We start from the raw sequence: 25,109 nt of genomic DNA, 5'->3' as shown, positions 1-25,109 counted from the left end.
AGGATCACTCGTCCGGCATGAATGGGGTGGACGGCAGCGCGATGAATTGCTTTTCTCTGCCCCCGCCGGTATTAGGGAGTGCGCGATGACGCGATCGCTGGTGGCTTCGGAAAACGCCGCTGGGGCGAGTGCGTCGGTCAATGTCGAGACGGTCGCGGCCAGTCTGCTGGTGCTCGCGCACGCGGGTGCCGCGCCGACCGTCACCGGTGAGCTGACCGATCCGGCGACCGGCCGGTCGGTGACCGTGTCGGCGCCGTGGCGGGCCCGCCGGTCCGTCCTCGGCGCGCTCGTCGGCAAGCAGGTGGCGCGCCTCGGCGCCGACACCGCGATCCGGGTCGACCACGGCGACGGGCCGCACATCCTGGTCACCGGAGCGGACATCACGCCGTCGGCCGACGCGGCGCTGCTGGCCGGGCGCGTCGCGCGCGTCCTCGGGGCGGCGGACGACGTACCGGTCGGGGCGATCGACCTCTGCGGCGACGAGGACCTGCGGATCGTCGCCGCCGCCCACCACCCGGGCCGCGCCCCCGGCGACAGCGTGCCGGCCCTGGTCCGCGCCCAGGCACTCGCCCGGCCGCAGGCCACCGCGATCGAGGACGCCACCCGCAGCGTCAGCTACGCCGACCTCGTCGCGGCGGCCGACCGGTACGCGCACGTCCTGCGCGCGGCGGGCGTGGCGCCCGGTGACGTGGTCGCGGTCGGGCTGCCCCGTCGGGCCGAGATGGTGGTCACCCTGCTGGCCGTGTGGTCGTTGCGGGCCGCGTTCCTGCCCGTCGACCCGGGGCATCCGCGCGCCCGGCTGGACACTCTGCTCGACACCGCGGACGCGCGGTTCGCGGTGCTGGCCGATCCGCAGGCGGTGGCCCGTCCGGGTTGCCAGGTGGTGGCGCCACCGGACGACGCCCCGCTTCCCGCCGACGTCCCGCTTCCCGCCGGTGACCCGCTTCCCGCCGGTGACCCGTCGACCGGCGACGACCTCGCGTACGCGATGTCGACCTCCGGCTCGACCGGCCGGCCCAAGGTGGTCGGGGTGTCGCACGCGGCGCTGGCGCACTGTGTCGTCACCTTCGCCGACCTGTTGGCACCCGGCACCCCGACGGTGGCCGGCACGACGGCGCTCACCTTCGACATCTCGCTGCTCGAACTCTTCCTGCCGCTGGCCACCGGCGGCCGGCTGCTGCTGGTCGACGACGCGACGCGCCGGGACCCGGCCCGGCTGGGCGGATACCTCGACGCCGCCCGGCCCGACCTGATCCAGGCCACGCCGTCGGGGTGGCGGTTGATCCTGCCGCACCTGTCGGGCGACCTGACCGGGCGGACGCTGCTCTGCGGCGGCGAGGCGGTCACCGCCGACCTGGCCGCCCGCCTGGTGGACACCGGGGCCACCGTGTGGAACGTCTACGGCCCGACCGAGGCCACCATCTGGTGCACCGCCCACCGGCTCGACCGGCCGGTGCCCGACCCGGTGCCGATCGGCGCACCGCTGCCGGGCACCGTCGCCGTCGTCCGGGGCCGGGACGGGCGGCCGGTGCCGGTCGGCCAGATCGGTGAACTGCACGTCGGTGGTCCGCAGCTCGCCGTCGGATACCTCGGCGACACCGAGCGCACCGCCGCGGTGTTCCGGGACGACGAGTACCGCACCGGTGACCTGTGCGCCTGGCGTCCGGACGGGACGCTGTCGTACCACGGGCGCGCCGACAACCAGGTCAAGATCCGGGGACACCGGATCGAGCTCGAAGAGATCGAGACGTACGCCGAGCGCCATCCGGCGGTGACCCAGGCGGCGGCGGTGGTGGTGAGCGCCGCCGAGGACGACCAGCGGCTCGTGCTCTACGTACGCAGCGGCGGCGACGCTCCGGCGGTCACCGACGCGGCGCTGCGCGAGCACCTGGCGGCGTCGCTGCCCACCGCGTTGCTGCCGCAACGGATCGTCGCGCTACCCGAGCTGCCCCTCACGCCCAGCCAGAAGGTCGACCGGCGGGCGTTGCGGGAGGCGGCGACGGCACACATCCACCGTCGGGCCGGCTCCGAGGAGACGCCATCATGAAGGTTCTGGGCATCAGCGGGCTGCACAACAGCGTCGACTTCAAACGCCGCGAGCTGCCGGACCTCGGTGCCCGCGAGTACCGGGTCGTGCAGGGCCTGGACTCGGCGGCGGCACTCGTCGTGGACGGTGTGGTGCGGGCCGCGGCGGCCGAGGAGCGGTACACCGCCGAGAAGGCGACCGGCAGTTTCCCGGCGCACGCGATCCGCGACGCGCTCCGGCGGACCGGGGTCACCCCCGACGAGATCGACGTCGTCGCACACGGATTCGCCCACCGCGCCGCCGACCTGGACCTGTCCGACCCGTACCTGGCCGCCCGGTACGCCGAGGTCTACGACCCCGACGTGCAGTTGACCTGGCTGCGGCAGGAGTTCCCGAGCGTGGACTGGGCCTCGAAGCTGGTGCCGGTCCCGCACCACCTCGCCCACGCCGCGAGCGCCTACTACCCCAGCGGGTACGACGAGGCGCTGGTCCTGGTCGCCGACGGGATGGGGGAGACGGAGAGCCTGACCGTGGCGGCCGGCACCGGCGGCAAGCTGGAGGTGCTGCACCGGATCCCGGCGCTGCACTCGATCGGCACGCTGTACGGCGTCTTCACCATGTACCTCGGCTTCGACATGATGATGGACGAGTACAAGGTGATGGGCCTGGCCGCCTTCGGTGACCGGCGGGCCCACTTCGCCGAGATGTCGAAGCTGGTCAAGCTGCTCGACGGCGGCACGTTCACGGTCGCTGCGCTGGCCGCCGACCGCGACCTGCGCGAGCGGGAGACGCACCGGGGCGTACTGGCCCTGCTCGCCGAGCGCTTCGGCCCGCCCCGGCAGCCGGGTACCCCGGTCGAGCAGCGGCACCGGGACGTCGCCGCCGCCCTCCAGGCGGTGGTGGAACTCTGCCTGGTGCACGTGCTGCGGCACTTCCGGCGCGAGACCGGGCTGCGGGACCTGTGCTACGCCGGTGGCGTCGCCCTGAACTGCTCCGCCAACGGGGTGATCGCCCGCAGCCGACTGTTCGAGCGCATCTTCATCCCGCCGGGCGCGGGCGACGACGGTTCGGCCGTCGGCGCGGCGCTCTACGTGCAGGCCCAGCAGGAGCCGGCGACGCGGATCCCGGCGATGTCCATGCCGTACTGGGGCACCTCGTACACCGACGAGGAGATCGGCGCGGCCGTCGGGAGCCGGACCGACGTGGTGGTCCGGCACGTGCCGGAGCGGGCGCGGCTGCTCGCCGAGACGGCCGAGGCGCTGGAGGCCGGCGAGGTCGTCTCGTGGTTCCAGGGCGGCATGGAGTTCGGCCCCCGGGCGCTGGGCAACCGCAGCATCCTCGCCGATCCTCGGGACGTGCGGATGCGCGACCACATCAACGCGTTGATCAAGCGCCGGGAGGACTTCCGTCCCTTCGCGCCGGTCGTCACCGAAGAGGCGGCGTCCACGTACTTCGAGATCGAGCCGGGCGACGAGCAGCGGTTCCGGCACATGCTGTTCACCACCCGCACCAGGTCGGAACACCGGGACTCGCTGGGCGCGGTCACCCACTTCGACGGCACCGCCCGGGTGCAGGTGGTCACCCGTGAGGGCAACCCGCTGCTCTGGGAGCTGCTGACCGCGTTCGCCGACCGGACCGGCATCCCGGTCCTGCTGAACACCTCGTTCAACCTGCGCGGGCAGCCCATCGTGCGGACCCCGGAGATCGCCGTCGACACGATGCTGCGAGGCGGCCTGTCCCGACTGGTCATCGGGGCGTACACGGTCACGCCGCCGGACGCCGGGCAGGGGCGGCCATGACCGTCGAGGTCAGCCGGGACCCGTCGGTGGCGGCGACCCTCGCCGCCGACGACGAGGTGATGCCCGGCCTGTCGTTCCGTCGCGGCGAGGTCAGCCGGGTGCTCGCCGTCAGCGAGGCGGACCTGACCGCCCTCGCCGTCGACCTCGGCACCACCCCGGCGGCGGTGCTGGCCGCCGCGACGCAGGCCCTGGTGGCCGGCGACCGGGGCCGGACCGCCGCGACGACGGCGGTGGTCGGCGTGATCGTCGCCGACGCCACCGACGGCGTCGCCCTGCGCGCCGTGCACTGCGCGGTCGAACCGGAACTGCCGCTGCGGCGGCTGGCCGAGCGCACCGCATCGGCGCTGCCGGCGGCGGGTCCGGCGAGCGACGGCGAGGTACGGATCGCCGTGGTGCCGCTCGGCGCGCTCGGCGGCGGACTCGACCCCGGCGACGTCGCGGACCTCGAACACGAGATCGTCTGGTGCGACGCCGTCCTGGAGTTCACCGCCCGCGACGGGCGGCTGGTGCTGCGCTGCGACCACGACGAGGACCGGTACGGCCCGGTGAGCGTCGCCGCCCACCTGGACCGGCTCGACGGGATCCTGACCGCCCTGGTGGCGGGCACCGGGCACCTGCCGGGCGCGGGCGAGACGGACGCCGTGGCGGCGGCCGTGGAGAGCCTGCCCACCGGCGAGCCGATCGAGCCGGCCACCCCGACCGAGCGACTGCTCGCCGCCGTCTGGGCCGACGTCCTGCACCTGGACCGGGTCGGCGCCGACGACAACTTCTTCGCCCTCGGCGGGCACTCCCTGCTGGCCGCCAAGGTCGTCGCCCGGACGACGGCCGAGCGCGGGGTGGCCCTCACCGTGGACCAGCTCTTCGCCCACCCGGTCCTCGCCGACTTCGCCGCGCTTGTCGACGCCGGTGAGCCGGCGGTCGCGCTGCCCGCCCTCACCGCGCACAGCGGCGAGCCGGTGGTGTCGTTCGGGCAGGAACGGCTCTGGTACCTGGACCGGCTGCGGGACGGCTCGGCCCTCTACAACGTCCCGGTGCTGCTGCGGCTGACCGGCTCGGTCGACCCCGAGCGGCTGCACGACGCCGTCCGGACGGTGGTGGCCGCCCACCCGGCGCTGCGTACCGCGCTGGTGACCGTGGACGGTCGTCCGGTCGCCCGCACCGCCGACCGGACCGAGATCGACTGGACCGTGGCGGACGCCCGCGCCGGAGGCGAGCGGGAGGGCCGGCGACTGGCCGCCGCCGGTGTCGCCCGACCGTTCGACCTGGCGCAGGCGCCGCTGCTGCGCGGTGGACTGGTCCGGATCGCCGACGACTCGTGGCTGTGCTGGCTCTCCGTGCACCACGCCGCCTGCGACGGCTGGTCGCTGGACATCCTGCTCGCCGAGATCTTCGGTAAGGAAGGGCCCCCTGCTAACGCCTCGCGCATAGCAGGGGACCCCTCCTCACCCGCGCCGACGTACGCCGACTACGCCGCCTGGCAGCGCGCGGTGCTGACCCCGCAGGTGATCGCCGACGAGGTGGCCTGGTGGCGGCAGCGGCTGGCCGGGGCACCGAGCCTGCTGGAGCTTCCCGCCGACCGCCGTCGCCCGCCGGTCGCGAGTCACGTCGGTGCGACTCTGCGGCACCGGCTGCACCCCTCGACGGTGTCGGCGCTGCGGGCCGCCGCGAGGAGCCACTCGGTCACCGTCTTCGACCTGCTGGTGACCGCGTACCTGCTGCTGGTCGGCCGCTGGTCGGGCCGGACCGACGTGGTGGTGGCGACTCCGGCCGCCGGGCGTCCGCTGCCCGAGCTCGACGACCTGGTCGGCTTCTTCGTCAACACCGTCGTGCTGCGGGCCGACCTGAGCGGCGCGCCGACCTTCCTGGACCTGGTCGACCGGGTACGCGCCGTCTCGGCCGCCGCCCAGGCACACCAGCAGATCCCGTTCGCCTCCCTGGTGGACGCGCTCGACCCGGACCGCGACCAGAGCCGGGCACCGCTCGCCCAGGTCGCCTTCGGGATGAACCAGCACGCCCGGGGCCGCTGGGAGTCCGACGGCGTGGTGGCCGAACTCGACTCGGCGGACACCGGCACCGCGAAGTTCGACCTCACCCTGGCGGTGGTCGACACCGGCGGACCGGACCTCGGCGTCGAGGTCGAGTACGCCACCGATCTCTTCGACGCGTCCACCGCCGAGCGGTTCGCCACCCAGTGGACGGTGTTGCTGGAGCGGCTGCTCGCCGACGTCGACGCCCCGGTCACGTCGGTTTCCGCGCTGCCCACCGAGGAGGAGCGCCGACTGCTGGACTGGGCCGGGCAGGCCCGCGACTACCCCGCCGGGTCGACCGTGGACGCGCTGGTGGCCGGGTGGGCCCGGTCGTCCCCGGACGCGGTGGCCGTGGTGGACGGCGAGGCGTCGGTGTCGTACGGGTCGTTGGTGGCCCGGGCCGACGCGCTGGCGGCGCGGTTGACGGACCTGGGGGTGGGGCGGGGCTCCCTGGTGGGGCTCTGTTGTCGGCGGTCGGCCGATCTCGTGGTGGGGATGTTGGGGGTGTTGCGGGCCGGTGGCGCGTACGTGCCGTTGGACCCGGACCATCCGGCGCAGCGGTTGGGTTTCATGCTGGCCGACACGGACGCGCGGGTGGTGGTCGGGCATCGGGACCTGCTCGACCAGCTCCCGCTCGGTGACCGGCACGCCGTCACCCTGCCCGAGGCCGCCGAGGCGGTCGCCCCGACCGCCGGTGGCGAACCGGACCGGTCGGCGCGTGGCGGCGACGACGCCGCGTACGTCATCTACACCTCCGGCTCGACCGGCGACCCGAAGGGCGTGGTGGTGCCGCATCGCGGCATCACCCGCCTGGTGGGTGGAGCCGACTACGTCGAGTTGACCCCACGGACCGTCCTCGCCCAGCTCGCCAACGCCAGCTTCGACGCCATCACCTTCGAGGTGTGGGGTGCGCTGGCCAACGGCGGGCAGGTGGTGATCGTGCCCACCGAGACGGTGCTCTCCCCGTCGGGGCTCGCCGCCCTGCTGCGTACCCGGTCGGTGACCACGGTCTTCATCACCACCGCGTTGTTCAACGCCACCGTCAACACGGTGCCGGACGCCTTCGCCGGCGTGGACCAGCTCTACTTCGGCGGCGAGAGCCTCGATCCGGGGACGGTGGGCCGGGTCGTCGAGGGTGGACGGGGTCCGGCGCGGCTGCACAACATCTACGGCCCGACCGAGGTGACCACCTTCGCCACCTACACCCGGCTGACGTCGCGACCCACCAGCACCGGCGCCATCGGTACGGCGATCGGGAACACCTGGGCGTACGTGGTGGACGACGCGGGTCACCTGGCCGGCGTCGGGGTCCCCGGCGAACTGTGGCTGGGCGGGCCGGGCGTCGCCTGGGGGTACTGGGACCGGCCGGGGCTGACCGCCGACCGGTTCGTGCCGGACGGGTTCTCCGGCCTGCCGGGTGCCCGGTTGTACCGGACCGGGGACGTGGTGTTCCGGCGGCCCGACGGGTCGTTGGAGTTCGTCGGCCGCGCCGACCACCAGGTGAAGGTCCGGGGTTTCCGGGTCGAGCTGGGCGAGATCGAGTCGGCGCTGCTGGCGTACCCGGCGGTGGCGTCGGCGGTGGTGGTCGCGGCGCGGTCCGAGGGCGCGCCGGTGCGCCTGGTCGGCTACGTGGAGCCGGTGGCGGGTGAGCCGGTCAGCGTGGCGGGGTTGCGCGAGTTCCTGGCGCAACGGCTGCCGGAGTACGCGGTGCCGTCGGCGTTCGTGGTGATGGACACGCTGCCGCTGACCCCGAACGGCAAGATCGACCGGGCGGTGCTACCCGATCCGGACACCGACCAACGGGCCGACCAGGCCGCCTTCCGGGCGCCGGCCGATCCGCTCGAACAGATCATCGCCGAGACCTGGGGCGAGGTGCTCGACGTCGCCGAGATCGGCCTCGACGACAACTTCTTCGGCCTCGGCGGGCACTCCCTGCACGCCGTGCAGGTCTGTGGCCGGCTGGAGCGCACGCTGCGTACCCCGGTCTCCGTGCGTCACCTCGTCGAACAACCCACCGTCGCGGACCTGGCCCGGCGCCTGCGCGCCGAGGGACCCGACGCCGGCCGGCTCGACCAGATCGCCGCCGTCGTCATGCAGGTCCGCCGACTCAGCCCCACCGAACGCGCCGCACGACTCGGCACCGCGTCCGCAACGAAGGAGAACACTGGTGACGACCACTGATTCCGCCGGGTCGCTGGGGCCGACCGAGGACGACCTCATCGACCACCTGCTGGCGCAGGCGGGGATCACCGACACCACCGCCCGGGCGGTCATCGCCGCCACCGGTGAGCCGACGGTGCTGTCGCCGGGTCAGGAACGTCTCTGGTTCCTCGACCGCTGGCGGCCCGGACTGCCGCTCTACAACGTGCCGGTCGCCTTCGCGCTGACCGGCGCGGTGGACCCCGACGCGCTGGGTGCCGCCGTGCAGCTCCTGGTCGACCGGCACGAGTCGCTGCGGACCGCCATCGACACCGAGGTGGGCCGGCCCCGGCTGCTCCGGGCCGAGGCGGGCACGCCGGTGTCGTGGCGGGTCGACGACCTGCGCCCCGCCGGGACGGGAGCCGAGGCGGCGGCGCTGGACGCGGCGCGCGCCGCCGTCGCCGAACCGTTCGACCTGTCGCGGGCGCCGCTGCTGCGCGCCGGTGTGATCCGACACGCCGACGACCGGTGGCTGCTCTGGCTGTCGATCCACCACGTCGCCTGTGACGGGCAGTCGCTGGAGATCCTGCTCGCCGAACTCGCCGAGGCGTACCGGGCGCTGGTCGCCGGAACCCGGCCGCCGGCCCGGGACCGGTCCCTCGGCTACGGCGACTTCGCCGCCTGGCAGCGGGACCAGCTCGTCGGGGACCGCCTGCGCGACGGCGTCGAGTGGTGGCGGCAGCAGCTCGACGATCTGCCGCCGGTGCTGGAGCTGCCCGCCGACCGGGTCCGCCGTCCGGTGCAGAGTTACGCCGGACGCACCCGGCACGCCGAGCTGACGTCCGAGGTGGCCGAGGCCGTCCGGTCGCTGGCCCGGCAACGGTCCAGCACCGTCTTCGACGTCCTCTTCGCCAGCTTCGCCCTGCTGCTCGGGCGCTGGTCGCGCCGCACCGACGTGGTGGTGGCCACGCCGGTCGCCGGTCGACCGGTGCCGGAGGTGGACGACCTGGTCGGGTTCTTCGTCAACACTCTCGCCGTGCGGGTGGACACCGCCGGCGCGCCGACCTTCGCCGACCTGGTCGGCCGGGTCCGGGCGGCCTCCGCCGACGCGCAGGACCACCAGGAGGTGCCGTTCGCGGCCCTGGTGGAGGCGCTCGCGCCGGAGCGCGAGCTGGCCTGGTCGCCGCTGGTGCAGGTGCAGTTCGTGCTGCAACGCCAGGATCCCGCCGGGTGGCGGCTCGGCGACGACGTCGCCGCCGCCCCGGTCGGCATCGACACCGGGACCGCCAAGTTCGACCTCACCCTGCTGGTCTACGACGCCGGCAGCGGCGGCATGCGGGTGGAACTTGAGTACGCCACCGACCTCTTCGACGCCTCCACCATGGACCGATTCGCCGCGCAGTGGTTCACGCTGGTGCAGCGGCTGGTCGCCGACGCGGACCGGTCCGTCGCCGAGGTCTGCGGTCTGCCGGATCAGGAGCGCGACACGATCGAGGCCTGGTCGGCCATCACCCGGACCTGCCCCGTCGACGCGCCCATCGGCGACCTGGTCGCCCGGCACGCGCGGCAGCGCCCCGACCACGTCGCCGTGCTCGACGGCGAGACCCGCACGACGTACGCGGAGCTGCTGGCCGCCGCCGACGCGGTGGCCGCCACCCTGCGCCGGGCCGGTGTCGGCCGGGGCGACATGGTGGGTGTCTGCTGCCGCCGCTCGACCGACCTGGTGGTCGGGATGCTCGGCGCGCTGCGGGCGGGCGCGGCCTACGTGCCGCTGGACCCCAACTACCCGGCCGACCGGCTCGACTTCATCGTGCGTGACAGCGGCCTGCGGGTCGTCGTGGCACAGAGCGACGCGATCCCGGCCGACCTCACGCTGCCCGAGGACGTCCGCACGGTGGCGATCGAGGAGGCGGTACGCGCCGACACCACCGACGCCCCGGACCTCGTCCCCCCGGCGGTCGACGACCCCGCGTACCTCATCTACACCTCCGGCTCGACCGGGCTGCCGAAGGCGGTCATGGTCTCGCACCGCAGCGTGCTGCGGCTGTTCGCGGCCACCGAGGAGCAGTTCCACTTCGGCCCGCAGGACGTGTTCAGCCTCTTCCACTCCGCCTCGTTCGACGTCTCGGTCTTCGAGGCGTGGGGCGCGCTGACCCACGGTGCCACGCTGGCGGTGGTGCGCTACTGGGAGAGCCGCGACCCGGAGGCCTTCTACGAGCTGGTGGAACGCGCCGGGGTCACCGTGCTCAGCCAGACGCCGGGGGCATTCCGGCAGTTCGAGGCCGTCGACGAGCGGCGTCGGGCGGAGCTGGCCGTCCGGGTGGTGATCTTCGCGGGTGAGGCGCTGGACCCCGACGCGGTGCGTCGCTGGTGGACCCGGCACCCGGAGACCAGCCCCGAGATGGTCAACATGTACGGCATCACCGAGACCACGGTGCACACCACGTACTGCCTGCTCACCGCCGATCTGCTGGCCGAGCGACACAGCCCGATCGGGCGGCAGGTGGCCGACCTCAGCCTGCACGTGCTGGACGAGTACGGCCGGCCCGCCCCGATCGGCGTACCCGGTGAGCTCTATGTCGGCGGTGACGGCGTGGCACACGGCTACTGGCGTCGGCCGGAGCTGACCGCGCAGCGTTTCGTCGCCGACCCGACGAACCCCGGCGGTCGCCGCTACCGCAGCGGTGACCTGGCGACCTGGCGTCCCGACGGCACGCTGGAGTACCTGGGCCGCCTCGACCACCAGGTCAAGATCCGGGGCTTCCGGATCGAGCCGGCCGAGGTCGAGGCCGCGCTGCTGGCCCACCCCGCCGTCAGCGCCTGCCTGGTGGTCGCGCACGGTGAGCCCGGCACCGAGCGGCGGCTGGTCGCCTACCTGGTCGCCGACGGCGACCTGACCGTCCCCGAGGTGCACGAGTTCCTCGAACCGACGCTGCCCAGCCACATGATCCCGTCGGTGGTGACGGTGCTCGACGCCTTCCCGCTGACCGCCAACGGCAAGATCGACCGGCGTCGGCTGCCGGAGCCGGGCGTCGACCGGCCGGCGCTGGCCCGGCCGTACGTGGCGCCCCGCAACGAGACCGAGCAGGCCCTCGCCGAGATCTGGGCGACCGTCCTGGAACTCGACCAGGTCAGCGTCGAGGACAACTTCTTCCACCTCGGCGGCGACTCGATCCGCAGCGTCCAGGTGATCGGCCTGGCCCGCGCCAAGGGGCTCGACTTCTCGTTGCAGCAGCTCTTCCAGCGCACCACCATCGCCGCACTGGCCGGGGAGGTCACCACCGCGCAGGCCCCCGCCGCCGAGCGGCAGCCCTTCGCGCTGATCTCCGAAGCGGACCGGGAGCGGCTGCCCGAGGACGCGGTGGACGCGTACCCGATGGCGGTGCTCCAGGCCGGGATGATCTTCCACATGGAGGCCGACGAGGGACGTCGGCTCTATCAGAACGTCGACAGCTTCCACGTCCGCGCGCCGTTCGACGAGGCACTGATCCGGCGGGCCATCGGGCAGATCGTCGACCGGCACGACATCCTGCGGACCTCGTTCCACCTCAGCGAGTACAGCGAGATGCTCCAGGTGGTGCACCGCGAGGCGGACCTGCCGATCGAGGTGTACGACGTCCGCGAGCTGGACGAGCAGGAGCAGGACCGCCGTATCGTCGAGGTGATCGAGGGGCTGCGCGACGTCCCGTTTGACCTGGCCCGGCCGCCGCTGTGGCGCTTCGTCTTCCACTGGCGCAGCGCGGAGTCCTTCGAGTGGACCCTGGTCGAGCACCACGCCATCCTCGACGGCTGGAGCCTGCACTCCTCGATCACCGAGATCCTCCAGCGCTACATGGAGCTGATGCGGGATCCGTCGAGCAGCGCCGATCCGAAGCCCGCCTCGACCTACCGCGAGTTCGTCGAGGCCGAGCGGGAGGCGCTCGCCTCGGCGCAGGAGCGGGAGTTCTGGTCGGCGCGGGTCGGGCAGGCCAACCGCCTCCGGCTGCCGCGCTGGCCGCAGGGCGCCGAGGTGGAACCGCTGCCGCAGGCCGAGCCGGCTCCGGACGAGCAGCCGCTGCTGGAGTGGGAGCTGCCGCCCGGGCACTCCGACTTCTATCGCTGGCTGGAGACGAAGATCCCGGACGACCTCTGCGCCGGGTTGGAGCGGGTGGCCGCCGGTGTCGGCGTACCGCTGAAGAGCGTGCTGCTCGCCGCGCACATGCGGGTGCTGGCCCACCTGACCGGCAGCCGTGAGGTCTCCACCGGGATGGCCTTCAACGGCCGCCTGGAGGTGCTCGACGGCACCGAGTCGCGGGGCCTGTTCCTCAACTCGTTGCCGGTCCGGGCGACCGTGGCCGGTGGCACCTGGGCGGACCTGATCCGGGCGATGCTCGACGAGGAGAACGAGCTGCTGCCGCACCGCCGCTTCCCGATGGCGGAGATCCAGCGCCTGGCCGGCGGGGAGTCGTTGTACGAGTCGCACTTCGTCTACAACCACTTCCACGTCATGCGCGGCCTGGCCGACCGGGACGTCCGGATCGTCGACCCGAAGATCAACTCTTTCACCACCATGCGGGTCGAGCCGACCAACTATCCGTTCGTCTGCGGCTTCCTGCGCGACCCGGGCGCCAGCGGCCTGCTGATGGGGCTCGACTACCACACCACCGAGTTCTCGCCGGAGCAGATCCGGCGGGTACGCGGCTACTACCTGGCCGCGCTGCGCTCCATCGTGGCCGACCCGGACCGGTCGCTGTCCGAGGTGGACCTCACCTCGCCCGCCGAGCGCGCCCAGATCGACGGGTGGAACCGGACCGCCCGGGAGCAGTCCCCGGAGCTGACCGTGGACGCGCTGGTCGCCGGGTGGGCGCAGTCGTCGCCGGACGCGGTCGCGGTGGTCGACGGTGAGCTGTCGCTGTCGTACGCGTCGCTGGTGGCTCGCGCCGACGCGCTGGCGGCCCGGTTGGCGGAGTCCGGCGTGGGCCGGGGCTCGTTGGTGGGCCTGTGCTGTCGGCGCTCCGCCGACCTGGTGGTGGGCATGCTCGGCGTGCTGCGGGCCGGTGGCGCGTACGTGCCGCTGGACCCGGACTACCCGGCGCAGCGGTTGGAGTTCATGCTGACCGACACCGACGTGCGGGTGGTGGTCGGTCACCGGGACCTGCTCGACCAACTCCCGCTGACCGGCCGCGAGACCGTCGACATCACCGACGTGACGGCGTCGCCGACCGGCCGGGAGACGACCACCGTCCCCGGGACGGTCGCCGAGGACGCCGCGACCCTCATCTACACCTCCGGCTCCACCGGCCGGCCCAAGGGCGCGATCGTGCCGCACCGTGGCATCGTCCGGCTGGTCCGTGACACCGACCTGATCCGGCCCGAGGAACTGCGCGCCGTCGGCCAGGTCTCCAACGCCTCCTTCGACCCGCTGCTGATCGAGGTCTGGGGGCCGCTGCTCAACGGTGGTCGGGTGGTGGTGGTCCCCACCGACGTGGCGCTCTCGCCGCCGCGCTTCGTCGAACTGCTGCGCCGCGAGCAGGTCACCGCCGTCGCGATCGTCACCGCGTTGTTCAACTCCACGGTCAACGAGATCCCGGACGCGTTCACCACGCTCAAGCAGGTCTACATCGGCGGCGAGCGGATCAACCTCGGTGCGATCGCCGCCGCCGTGCAGGCCGGTGGGGCCCGGATGAACAACATCTACGGCCCGACCGAGGTCACCAGCATCTCGACCTGCAACCCGCTGTCCGAGGTGCCGGCCAGCTCCGGCGCGATCGGTGCGGCGATCACCAACACCACCACGTACGTGGTGGACGAGTGGGGCCGTCCGGTCGGCGTGGGGGTCCCCGGTGAGCTGTGGCTGGGCGGCCCCGGTGTGGCCTGGTGCTACTGGAACCGGCCGGGGCTGACCGCCGACCGGTTCGTGCCGGACGCCTTCTCCGGCGTACCCGGCGCCCGGCTCTATCGGACCGGGGACGTGGTGGCCTGGCGTGCCGACGGGACGCTGGAGTTCGTCGGCCGCGCCGACCACCAGGTCAAGGTCCGGGGTTTCCGGGTCGAGCTGGGCGAGGTCGAGTCGGTGCTGGTGGCCCACCCGACGGTGGCCTCCGGGGTGGTGCTGGCACTGCGGTCCGGCACCGGCCCGGTACGCCTGGTCGGCTACGCGGAGCCGGCGGCCGGTGCGTCCGTGAACGTGGCGGAGTTGCGTGAGTTCATGGCCGAGCGCCTGCCCGAGTACGAGGTGCCGTCGGCGTTCGTGGTGATGGGCACGCTGCCGCTGACCCCGAACGGGAAGATCGACCGGGCGGCGCTGCCGGAGCCCGACCCCGAGCGCCCGGAGACCGCAGGCGCGCACGTGGCACCGCGCGACGCCCTGGAGCGGGAGGTGGCCGCGGTCTGGGCTGACATCCTCGGCGTCGAGCGGGTCGGCATCGGCGACAACTTCTTCGCCCTCGGTGGGCACTCGCTCCAGGCCGTGCAGGTGGCGTTCCGCATCCGCACCACGTTCGGGGTGGACCTGGAACTGCGCCGGATCCTCGAGGCGCCGTACGTCGAGGACCTGGCCAAGGCCATCAACGAGGCGCTCGGCGAACAGGACGACCTCCTCGCCGAGGCGCTGGAGAGCGTCGAGTCGATGTCCGACGAGGACGTCCGGGCGCTCCTGGCGAACTCCTAGCCGGCCACCGACGGCCCAGTTCCGAAGGGACCTCCATGTCTGACACCCTCGCCGAGCGGCTCGCCCAGCTCTCCCCGGAGCGACGCCGGCTGCTGCTGGAGCGGCTGGGCCGCGGCGACGCGCGTCCCACCGGGATTCCCCGCGCCCCGCGCGACGAGGCACTGCCGCTGTCGTTCGCCCAGGAGCGGCTCTACTTCCTGTGGCGGCTGGCACCTGCCTCGGCGGCGTACCACGCGCCGGTGGCGGTGCGTCTGCGGGGAGCGGTGGACGTGGCGGCGCTGGGCACCGCGCTGGCGGCCGTGGTGGCCCGGCACGAGGTGCTGCGGACCCGTTACGTCGACGGTGCGCAGGGCCCGGAGCAGGTGGTCGACGCGGCGGCCCCGGTGCCGCTGCCGGTGGTGGACGTGCCGGCCGGTACCGGTTCGGAGGCGGCGCTGCGCGAGCTGATCGACGCGGAGACGCTGCGGCCGTTCGACCTGGCCGAGGGGCCGGTGCTGCGGGCCACGCTGTTCCGGCGGGCGCCCGAGGAGCACGTGCTGCTGCTGGTGATGCACCACATCGCCTGCGACGGATGGTCCCTGCCGATCATGTGGCGGGAGCTGTCCGCGGTCTACCGGGACGGCGCGGCGGCGGCCCAGCGGCTGCCCGCGCTGCCGGTGCAGGTCGCCGACGTCGCCTGGTGGCAGCGCCGCCGCCAGGCCGACGGCGGGTACGAGGCCGGTCTGCGGCACTGGCAGGAGCAACTGACCGACGTTCCGGTGCTGGACCTGCCGGTCGCCCGGCACCGTCCGGCCACCCCCACCTTCGCCGGTGACCGGGTGCCGGTCCGGCTGCCCGTACCGGTCGCCGACGGGCTGCGGGAACTCGGCCGGTCCACCGGCTGCACCCCGTTCGTCGTGCTGCTCGCCGCCTTCCAGGTGCTGCTCTCCCGGCTCTCCGGCCAGCCGGACATCGCCGTCGGCACGCCGGTCGCCGGCCGGGACTCCGACGCCGTCGCCGGGCTGGTCGGCTTCTTCGCCAACACCGTCGTGCTGCGTGGTGACCTCTCCGGCGACCCCACCTTCACCGAGCTCCTGACCCGGGTCCGGGGCGTCGTGCTCGACGGCCTGGCCCACCAGGACGTGCCGTTCGACCAGGTCGTCGAGCGGATCAACCCGGCCCGGGACGCCAGCGCCACCCCGCTGTTCCAAGTCATGTTCACCACCGACGGCGACGCGGCCGGCGCCAACGACGCCTGGGACCTGGGCGACGTCGACGTACAGCCGTACTCGGGGGCGGCCCAGGGCGCGCAGGTCGACCTCACGCTCGGCCTGCGGGAGAGCCCGGAGGGGCTGACCGGTGAACTCGAGTACAGCGTGGACCTCTTCGACGCCGACGCCGCCGAGCGGATCGTGGAGCACCTGACACAGCTGCTCAACGGCATCGCCGAGGCACCGGACCGCCCGATCAGCGACTACCGCCTCTCCACCAGCCACGAGCGTCGCCTGGTGCGGGACTGGAACAGCACCCGGCTCAGCTACTCGCCGTCGATCTCGGTCGAGCAGCACTTCGAGGCGTACGCGGACACCACCCCGGACGCGCCCGCGCTGGTCTGGGACGGGCGGACGCTCGACTACGCCGGCGTCGAGGACCGCGCCAACCGGATCGCGAACCTGCTGCGCGGGCTCGGTGTGGGCATCGACGACCGGGTGGCGATCTGTGTCGGACGCGGCCACGACACCGTGGTCGCGCCGCTGGCCGTGCTCAAGGCCGACGCCGCGTTCCTGCCGGTGGACCCGGAGCAGCCCGCCGCCCGCATCGCCGTGCTGTTCGACGACGCCGCACCCGAGGTGGTGCTCTGCGACGCCACCACCGCAGCCGACCTGCCCGCCGGTCCGTGGCGGCTGATCCGGCTCGACGACCCGGCCACGCTCGCCGAGGTGTCGGCCGTCCGGCCACCCCGCACCGCGCCGCCGTCCGCCCTCGCGTACGTGATCCACACTTCTGGTTCGACCGGTACGCCCAAGGGCGTGATGGTCACCCGGGGCGGCACGGCGAACCTGCGCGCGGCCTGGACCACCTGGGACCCGGGGCCGCTGCGCCGCTGGATGACGATCGCCAGCTCCGCCTTTGACGTCTTCGTCGGTGACGTGGTCCGGAGCCTGGCCTTCGGTAGCTGCCTGGTGCTCGGTCCCCGCTCGCTGGCCCGGGACCCGCAGGCGTTGGTGGACGCGTTGGCGGCGGAGCGCATCGACGCCTTCGACACGGTGCCCGCCGTGCTGACCGCCATCACCGCGCACCTGACCGAGAGCGGCCGGCGGCTGCCGGAGGTCAAACTGCTGATGGTCGGTGCGGACAGCTTCGCGGTCAGCGACTACGCCGCCGCGCTGGACGTGCTGCCGGACGGTGTCCGGATCGTCAACGCCTGGGGCGCCACCGAGACGTCGATCGACAGCACCATGTTCCCGGCCCGGCCCGGGGTGAGCACCGCCTCCGGCATCGTGCCGGTGGGCGCCCCGGTGGCCAACACCGCCGTGTACGTGCTCGACGAGCGGCTGCGTCCGGTCCCGATCGGGGTGGTCGGTGACCTGTACGTCGGCGGCCACGGGGTGACCCGGGGCTACCTCAACCGGCCCGGCCTCACCGCCGACCGGTTCCTGCCCGACCCGTACGGCAGCGACAGCGGCAGCCGGCTCTATCGCACCGGTGACCGGGGCCGGTGGCTCGCCGACGGGGTCGTGGAGTTCATCGGGCGCAGCGACGACCAGGTGCAGATCCGGGGCCACCGGGTCGAGCCGGGCGAGATCGAGGCGGTGCTGCGCGGGCACCACGCGGTCAGCGAGGCGTGCGTGGTGGCGGTCCGGGACGGGGTCTCCCACCACCGGCTGGTGGCGTACGTGGTGGCCGCGACCGGCACCGCACCCACCGGTGGCGACCTCCGGGCGTACCTGGACGAGCGCCTGCCGGCGCAGTTGCGGGTCTCGGCGTTCGTGCCGATCGACCGGCTGCCCCGCACGCTCAGCGGCAAGGTGGACAAGTCCCGGCTGCCGGCGGTCACACCCGAGGACGGCGCGGTGGACCGGGTCGCCCCACGCGACGACACCGAACGGGCCGTGGCGCAGGTGTGGCAGCAGGTGCTGGACCGCACCGACCCGATCGGCGTGCACGACGACTTCTTCGAGATCGGCGGGCATTCGCTGCTGGCCACCCGGGTCGTCTTCGGCCTGCGCCAGACCCTCGGGATCGAGCTGCCGGTGCAGGCGGTGTTCGACGCCCCCACGGTCGCCTCGATGGCAGCCCGGCTCGCCACCACCGTGCACATCGCCGGCCCGGCCCCGGTACCGGTGCCCCGTCTGTCCGACGGGATGCCGCTGTCGTACGCGCAGGAGCGGCTCTACTTCCTCTGGCAGTACGCGCCGGAGTCCCCGGCGTACAACATGCCGGTCGCGGTACGGCTGCACGGCGCGCTCGACGTGGACGCACTGGCCGGCGCGCTCGGTGACGTGGTCGCCCGGCACGAGATCCTGCGGACCCACTACGTCGCCACCGACGACGGCCCGGTGCAGGTGGTCGACGCGCCGTACCCGGTCGAGCTGCCCGTGGTCACGGTCACCGGCCTCGCCGACGACCTGATCACCCGGGTCCTGCACGACGAGTGGGCCCGCCCGTTCGACCTGGGCAGCGGCCCGGTGCTGCGCGGTTTCCTGCTGCGGGTCGGCGAGCACGACCACGTGCTGCTGGTGGTGCTGCACCACATCGCTTACGACGGCTGGTCCCACCAGGTCGTGTGGCGCGAGGTGACCGAGTGCTACCGGGCCCGGCGGGCCGGCACCGCACCCGACCTCGACCCGGTGACCCTGCACTACGCCGACTTCGCCTGGTGGCAGCGGGAACGGCGGGACAGCGGCCGGTACGAGGAGGCGCTCGACTACTGGCAGGGGCAACTCGCCGACCTGCCGGTGCTGCGTCTGCCGCTGGACCGGCCGCGCCCGGCGACGCCCAGCTTCGCCGCCGACCGGGTCCGGCTGGAGGTGCCGGCGGAGACCGTCCGGCGGCTGCGGGACCTCTCCTCGGCGCGGGGCGTCACGCCGTTCATGGTGCTGCTGACCGCCTTCCAGGTGCTCCTGGCTCGGGTCAGCGGCCAGCGTGACGTCGCCGTGGGCACCCCGGTCACCGGCCGCGACCACCCCGAACTCGCCGACGTGGTCGGCTTCCTGGTCAACAGCGTCGTGGTCCGCACCGAACTCGGCGACAGTCCGCACGGCCCGACCTTCGCCGAACTGCTGGAGCGGGTACGCGGCACGGTGCTCGGCGCGCTGAGCCACGCCGAGGTGCCCTTCGACCAGGTGGTGGAGCGGCTCAACCCGGTCCGGGACCAGAGCATGTCGCCGCTGTTCCAGGTGATGTTCACGCTGGCCGGTGCCGAGGACGAGCCCACCGGGCTGGCCGACGTCGAGGTGCGGACGCAGGATCTCGCGCTCTCGTCGCTCCAGTTCGACCTGGCGCTGATGATGCACCTGGTCGACGACCGGCTCACCGGCGAGGTCTACTTCGCTACCGACCTGTTCGACCACACCACCGTCGAGCTGCTGGCCGACCGGCTGGTCCGGCTGGTCGGCAACCTGGTGGCGGAGCCGACGGCACCGGTCTGCGCGGTGGAGATCCTAGCCGAGCGGGAACGGCAGGAACTGCTCACCACCTGGGCGGGCAGCGCCGGTGCGCCGTCCACCCTGACCCTGCCGCAACTCTTCGAGGCACAGGTCGCGGCCACCCCGTCGGCCCCCGCCGTCGAGGCGGACGGGCGCACGCTGCGCTACACCGAGCTGAACGAGCGGGCCAACCGGCTGGCCCGGGCCCTCGTCGCCCGGGGCGTCGGCCCGGAGCGGACCGTCGCGCTCGCGCTGCCCCGCTCGATCGACCTGATCGTCGCCATCGTCGCGGTCGCCAAGACCGGCGCGGCCTACCTCGCGGTGGACCTCACGTACCCGGCCGAGCGGCTCGCCTTCCTGCTCGACGACAGCGCGCCCACGGTGGTGCTCACCAGCCGGGCCGGGCTGGCCGTGGCACCGGTGGCGGGGGCGTCCGCGACGGTGGTGCTGGAGGAGATCGACCTGGCGGCGGTCTCCCCGGCGAACCTGTCCGACACCGACCGGCTCGGCCCGCTGCGGGTCGCCGACGCGGCGTACGTCATCTACACCTCGGGCTCCACCGGTCGGCCCAAGGGCGTCGAGGTGACCCACGCCGGTCTGGCCGGGCTGCTGGCCAACCAGATCGCCCGGCACGACGCCCGACCCGGCGCGCGGGTGTCGCAACTGGTGTCGCCGAGCTTCGACGTGATGGTGGCGGAGGTGTCGATGGCGCTGCTGGCCGGCGGCTGCCTCGTGGTGTCGCCGACCACCGTCGCGGGCGAGGAACTCCACGCCTACCTGGCCGAGCAGCGGATCAGCCACGCGCACATCCCGCCGTCGGTGCTGGCCACCGTGCCGCAACGGGAGCTGCCGCACCTGCGCGCGATCATCACCGGTGGCGAGGGCTGCCCGCCCGACGTGGCTGCGTACTGGTCGACCGGGCGTCGCATGGTCATCGCGTACGGGCCGACCGAGGCCACCATCGACGTCAGCTCCCGGGTGTACGGGGCGGACAGCCCGCCCGATGCGCAGTCGGTCCGCGCCGACATCGGCCGACCGATCGAGGGCGCCCGGGTCTATGTGCTGGACGAGGGGCTGCGCCTGGTGGCACCGGGGGCGGCCGGTGAGCTGTACGTGGCCGGTCCCGGGCTGGCCCGTGGCTACCGGGGACGGCCCGGCCTGACCGCCTCGCGGTTCCTCGCCGACCCGTACGGGCCGGCCGGATCGCGCATGTACCGCACCGGTGACCTGGTGCGGTGGCGGCCGGACGGCGGGTTGAGCTTCCTCGGTCGCGCCGACGAGCAGGTCAAGGTGCGCGGGTTCCGGGTGGAACTCGGCGAGATCGAGGCGGTGCTGGCGGCGGGCCCCGGGGTGGGGCAGGTCGCCGTGGTGGTCCGCGAGGACCGGCCCGGCGACCAGCGACTGGTGGGCTACGTCTGCGCGGCGGACGGTGCCCGGGTCGACGTGGAGGAGCTGCGGGCCATGGCGGCCGAACGGCTGCCCGGCTTCATGGTGCCGTCGGCGATCGTGAAGCTGTCGGCGTTGCCGCTGACGCCCAACGGCAAGCTGGACCGGGCCGCGTTGCCGGCACCGACCCGCAGCGCCGGTGGCGGCCGCCGGCCGGTCGGTCCCCGTGAGTCGGTGCTGTGCGGGCTCTTCGCCGAGGTGCTCGGCGTCGACCGGGTCGGCGTGGACGACGGCTTCTTCGACCTGGGTGGGCACTCGCTGCTGGCCACCCGCCTGGTCTCCCGGGTGCGGTCGGTGCTGGGGGTGGAGCTGACCATCCGGGCGTTGTTCGAGAACCCGACGGTGGCCACCCTCGCCAAGGCGATCGACCCCACGGTGACCGCCCGGCCGGCGGTCCGTCCGGTGCCGCGCGGCGAGCGGATCCCGCTCTCCTTCGGCCAGCAGCGCCTGTGGTTCCTGGACCGGATGGACGGCACCGACACCGGGGCCCGCAACACCCCGATCGCGTTGCGGCTGTCCGGCCCGCTCGACGCCGACGCGCTCGCCGCCGCCGTCGCCGACCTGGTGGCGCGGCACGAGCCGCTGCGTACCGTCTTCGGCGAGGAGGGCGGGGTGCCGTTCCAGACGGTCCTGCCGCCGACCCGGCCGCCGATGCCGGTGCGGGACGTCACCGAGGCGGACCTGGCCGACGCGCTGGCCTCGGCCACGGCGCAGGGATTCGACCTCGCCGCGCAGATCCCGCTGCGGGCGCAGCTCTTCCGGATCGACCCGGAACTGCACGTGCTGCTGCTGGTCATGCACCACATCGCGGTCGACGGGGCGTCGCTCGCACCACTGAGCCGGGACCTGGCCGACGCCTACTCGCTGCGTCGGCAGGGCAAGGTGCCGCAGTGGTCGCCGCTGCCGGTGCAGTACGCCGACTACGCGGTTTGGCAGCGGGAGATCCTCGGCGACGACGGCGACCGGGACAGCGAGGTCAACCGGCAGCTCGACTACTGGCGGGCCAACCTCGCCGGTTCGCCGGAGGAGTTGTCGCTGCCCACCGACCGGCCCCGCCCGGCGGTGGCCAGTTACGCGGGGGACACCGTCGCCCTGCGACTCGACGCCGACCAGCACGACGGGCTGCTGCGTCTGGCCCGCGACCGGCGGTTGAGCCTGTTCATGGTGGTGCAGGCCGGGCTCGCCGCGCTGCTGTCCCGGATGGGCGCGGGCGCCGACATCCCGATCGGCACCCCGTCGGCGGGCCGGGGCGACCCGGCGCTGGAGGCGATGGTCGGCTACTTCGTCAACACGCTGGTGCTGCGCACCGACGTCGGCGGCGACCCGACCTTCTCCGAGCTGCTCGACCGGGTACGCGACACCGACCTGGCCGCCTACGACCACCAGGACGTGCCCTTCGAGCGGGTCGTGGAGGCGGTCAGCCCGACCCGCTCGCTGGCCCGGTTCCCGCTGTTCCAGGTGCTGCTGGCCTTCCAGAACAACGCCTCGGCCGCGTTCGACTTCGCCGGTTTGCAGGTCAGCCACGAGGCGGTCCGGCACGGGGTGTCCGAGTACGACCTGACGCTGGACGTGTTCGAGGACTACGGCCCGGACGGATCTCCGGCGGGCCTGCGCGGCTACCTGGAGTACTCGACCGACCTGTTCGACGAGCCGTCGGTGGCGGCTCTGGCCGAGCGCCTGGCGCGGCTGCTGTCCGCCGCCGCCGACGACCCGCACCTGCCGGTCAGCGAGCTGGAGGTGATGTCGGCGCAGGAGCGCCGGGCGCTGACCGTGGACTGGATGGGACCGGTCCGGCCCGCACCGCCGGTCCGGCTGATCGACCTGCTCGCCGAGCAGGTGGCGGCCACCGGTGACGAGGTGGCGGTGGTCCACGACGAGGACCGGATGACCTTCGCCGAGCTGGACGGGCGGGCCAACCGGCTGGCGCGGTTGCTGGTCGACCGGGGCGTCGGCCCGGAGCGCGTGGTCGCGCTGGCCGTACCGAGGTCGGCGGAGATGGTCGTGGCGCTGTTCGCGGTGCTCAAGGCCGGTGGCGCGTACCTGCCGCTGGACCTGGAGCATCCGGCGGACCGGCTGGCCTTCATGCTGGCCGACGCCGCACCGGTGGTCGTGCTCGGCACCGCCGCCGGACTCGCGGCGCTGCCTCCGCTGACCACCCCCGTGGTCCAGCTCGACGACGAGGCGGTCCGCACCGAGCTGGCCGCGCTCTCCGACGCCGAGCTGGCCGACCCGGAACGCCTTGCGCCGCTGCGACCGGAGAACCCCGCGTACGTCATCTACACCTCCGGGTCGACGGGCCGGCCGAAGGCGGTCGTCATCGAGCACCGGGGCATGGTCAACCTGTACTGGAGCCACCGCAACACGTTCTTCCGCCCCGAGGTGGCGGCGGCCGGTGGCGGTCGGCTGCGGATCGGCTTCACCGCGCCGCTGACGTTCGACACCTCGTGGGACTCGCTGCTCTGGATGCTCGACGGGCACGAGCTGCACGTCATCAACGACTTCGTGCGCCGCGACGCGGAGGCGTTCGTCGACTACATCGACCGGCAACGCATCGGGTTCGTCGACCTGACGCCCTCGTTCATGCAGCAGCTCGTCGCCGCCGGCATGTTCGCCGACGGCCGGCACCACCCGACCGTGCTGATGGTCGGCGGCGAGGCCGTCACCGAGACGCTGTGGAACGCGATGCGGGCCACCCCGGACACGGCCAGCTACAACTTCTACGGCCAGACCGAGTGCTCGAACGACACCGCGGCGTACCGGGTCGCCGACGGGGACGTGCCGCTGATCGGCAAGCCGATCCTCAACTCCCGGCTGTACGTGCTGGACGAGGCGCTGCGGATGGTGGCGCCGGGCGCGGCCGGTGAGCTGTACGTGGCCGGCGCGGGGCTGGGCCGGGGCTACTGGGGACGGGCCGGACTCACCGCGACCCGCTTCGTCGCCGACCCGTTCGGCCCGTCCGGATCGCGCATGTACCGCACCGGCGACGTGGTGCGCTGGGGACTCGACGGCAACCTGAGCTTCGTCGGCCGCGCCGACGACCAGGTGAAGGTGCGCGGGTTCCGGGTGGAACTCGGCGAGATCGAGGCCGTCCTGGCCGCCGACCCCGCCGTCGGCCAGGTCGCCGTGGTGGTACGCGAGGACCGCCCCGGCGACCAGCGACTGGTCGCCTACGTCTGCCCGGTCGCCGGGGGCCAGGTCGACCTGGCCGCGCTGCGGGCGCAGGCCGGCGAGCAACTGCCCGGCTTCATGGTGCCCTCGGCGCTGGTGCCGATGGACTCGTTGCCGCTGACCCCCAACGGCAAGCTGGACCGCGCGGCGCTGCCCGTCCCGGAGTCGACCGGCGGCGCCGGTGGCCGGGGACCGGTGGGCCCCCGCGAGACGGTGCTCTGCGGCCTGTTCGCCGAGGTGCTGGGCCTGGACACGGTCGGTGTCGACGACGGCTTCTTCGACCTGGGCGGCCACTCGCTGCTGGCGACCCGCCTGGTGTCCCGGATCCGGACCGCGCTGGGGGTGGAGCTGACCATCCGGGCGTTGTTCGAGAACCCGACCGTGGCCAGTCTCGCCGCAGCCGTCGAGTCCGGGGTGACCGCCGACCCGTTCGACGTGCTGATGCCGATGCGGGTGCACGGCGACGGCGAGCCGCTCTTCTGCGTACACCCGGTCGGTGGTCTGAGCTGGTGCTACTCGGGGCTGCTGCGGCAGGCGGGCATCGACCGGCCGATCTACGGGTTGCAGGCGCGCGGCGCAGACGGCGGCGAGGTGCTGGCCGGCAGCGTCGAGGAGATGGCCGCCGACTACCTCGCCGAGATCCGGCGGATCCAGCCGCACGGCCCCTACCACCTGCTCGGCTGGTCGTTCGGCGGCCTGGTCGCCCACGCCATGGCCACCCGCCTGCAGGCCGACGGCGAGCGGGTCGCGGTGCTCACGCTGATCGACAGCTACCCGGCGATGGACGTGGAGGACGTCCGGGTGGAGACCGCGGCGGAGGCCCGCGCGCTCCTCTTCGACGCCCTCGGCCGACCGGGGTCGGCCGGCGACCGGGACGCGGTCTCCGACGACGGGGCCCGGCCGGACCCGGGCGACGAGCTGCTCGACGCCAAGACAGTGGAGGCACTGACCGGGGTGGTGCTGAACAACGCCCGCCTGATGGACGCGTTCACGCCCGAGCGTTTCCACGGCGACGTGCAGTTGTTCGTGGCCACCCAGACCTGGGACGAGCGTCTCGACCCCGCCACGGTCTGGCAGGCGTACGTCGACGGCCGGGTCGACGTGCTGCCGGTCGACGGCGAGCACGACCGGATGACGCAGGCCCCGGCACTGGACACCATCGGCCCGGCGTTGGCCGACCGGTTGCGGCACGCCCGCGACCACGAGATCACCACGACATGAGAGGAA

The 25,109-nt window shown here is 73.6% G+C and carries 5 protein-coding genes; all 5 read left to right on the top strand.

The features are described from left to right. The first annotated feature begins 85 nt into the window (after nt 1-85). From ACIBO1_RS00860 to ACIBO1_RS00840, 5 genes are read left to right on the top strand one after another with little or no spacing between them, the layout of a single operon-like run. Nucleotides 86-2,047, top strand: a complete 1,962-nt coding sequence (locus ACIBO1_RS00860) for an amino acid adenylation domain-containing protein (protein WP_396740379.1) — start codon at nt 86-88, stop codon at nt 2,045-2,047. Continuing rightward, complete coding sequence (locus ACIBO1_RS00855) at nt 2,044-3,825, top strand: carbamoyltransferase (RefSeq protein WP_396740377.1); 1,782 nt, start codon at nt 2,044-2,046, stop codon at nt 3,823-3,825. Before ACIBO1_RS00860 ends, ACIBO1_RS00855 begins: the two co-directional genes overlap by 4 nt. Further along, the gene (locus ACIBO1_RS00850) at nt 3,822-8,033 is read left to right on the top strand and encodes an amino acid adenylation domain-containing protein (RefSeq protein ID WP_396740376.1); all 4,212 of its coding nucleotides are present in this window, start codon (nt 3,822-3,824) and stop codon (nt 8,031-8,033) included. Before ACIBO1_RS00855 ends, ACIBO1_RS00850 begins: the two co-directional genes overlap by 4 nt. Beyond that, a complete protein-coding gene (locus tag ACIBO1_RS00845) occupies nt 8,020-14,640 on the top strand; it encodes an amino acid adenylation domain-containing protein (RefSeq protein WP_396740374.1) in 6,621 nt (2,206 codons plus the stop codon). Before ACIBO1_RS00850 ends, ACIBO1_RS00845 begins: the two co-directional genes overlap by 14 nt. Before the next feature lie 35 nt (nt 14,641-14,675). After that, a complete protein-coding gene (locus ACIBO1_RS00840) occupies nt 14,676-25,103 on the top strand; it encodes an amino acid adenylation domain-containing protein (protein WP_396740372.1) in 10,428 nt (3,475 codons plus the stop codon). Nucleotides 25,104-25,109 lie beyond the last annotated feature (6 nt).

Source organism: Micromonospora sp. NPDC049903, from assembly GCF_044460945.1.
In the GTDB taxonomy this organism is placed as follows: domain Bacteria; phylum Actinomycetota; class Actinomycetes; order Mycobacteriales; family Micromonosporaceae; genus Micromonospora.
Note: the sequence above shows the minus strand (reverse complement) of the source record. Positions and strands in the feature narration are given on the sequence as shown.

Coding starts and splice junctions, on each gene's coding strand:
- ACIBO1_RS00850 (WP_396740376.1), top strand. CDS start 3,822: ATGACCGTCGAGGTCAGCCGGGACCCGTCGGTGGCGGCGACCCTCGCC.
- ACIBO1_RS00840 (WP_396740372.1), top strand. CDS start 14,676: ATGTCTGACACCCTCGCCGAGCGGCTCGCCCAGCTCTCCCCGGAGCGA.
- ACIBO1_RS00860 (WP_396740379.1), top strand. CDS start 86: ATGACGCGATCGCTGGTGGCTTCGGAAAACGCCGCTGGGGCGAGTGCG.
- ACIBO1_RS00855 (WP_396740377.1), top strand. CDS start 2,044: ATGAAGGTTCTGGGCATCAGCGGGCTGCACAACAGCGTCGACTTCAAA.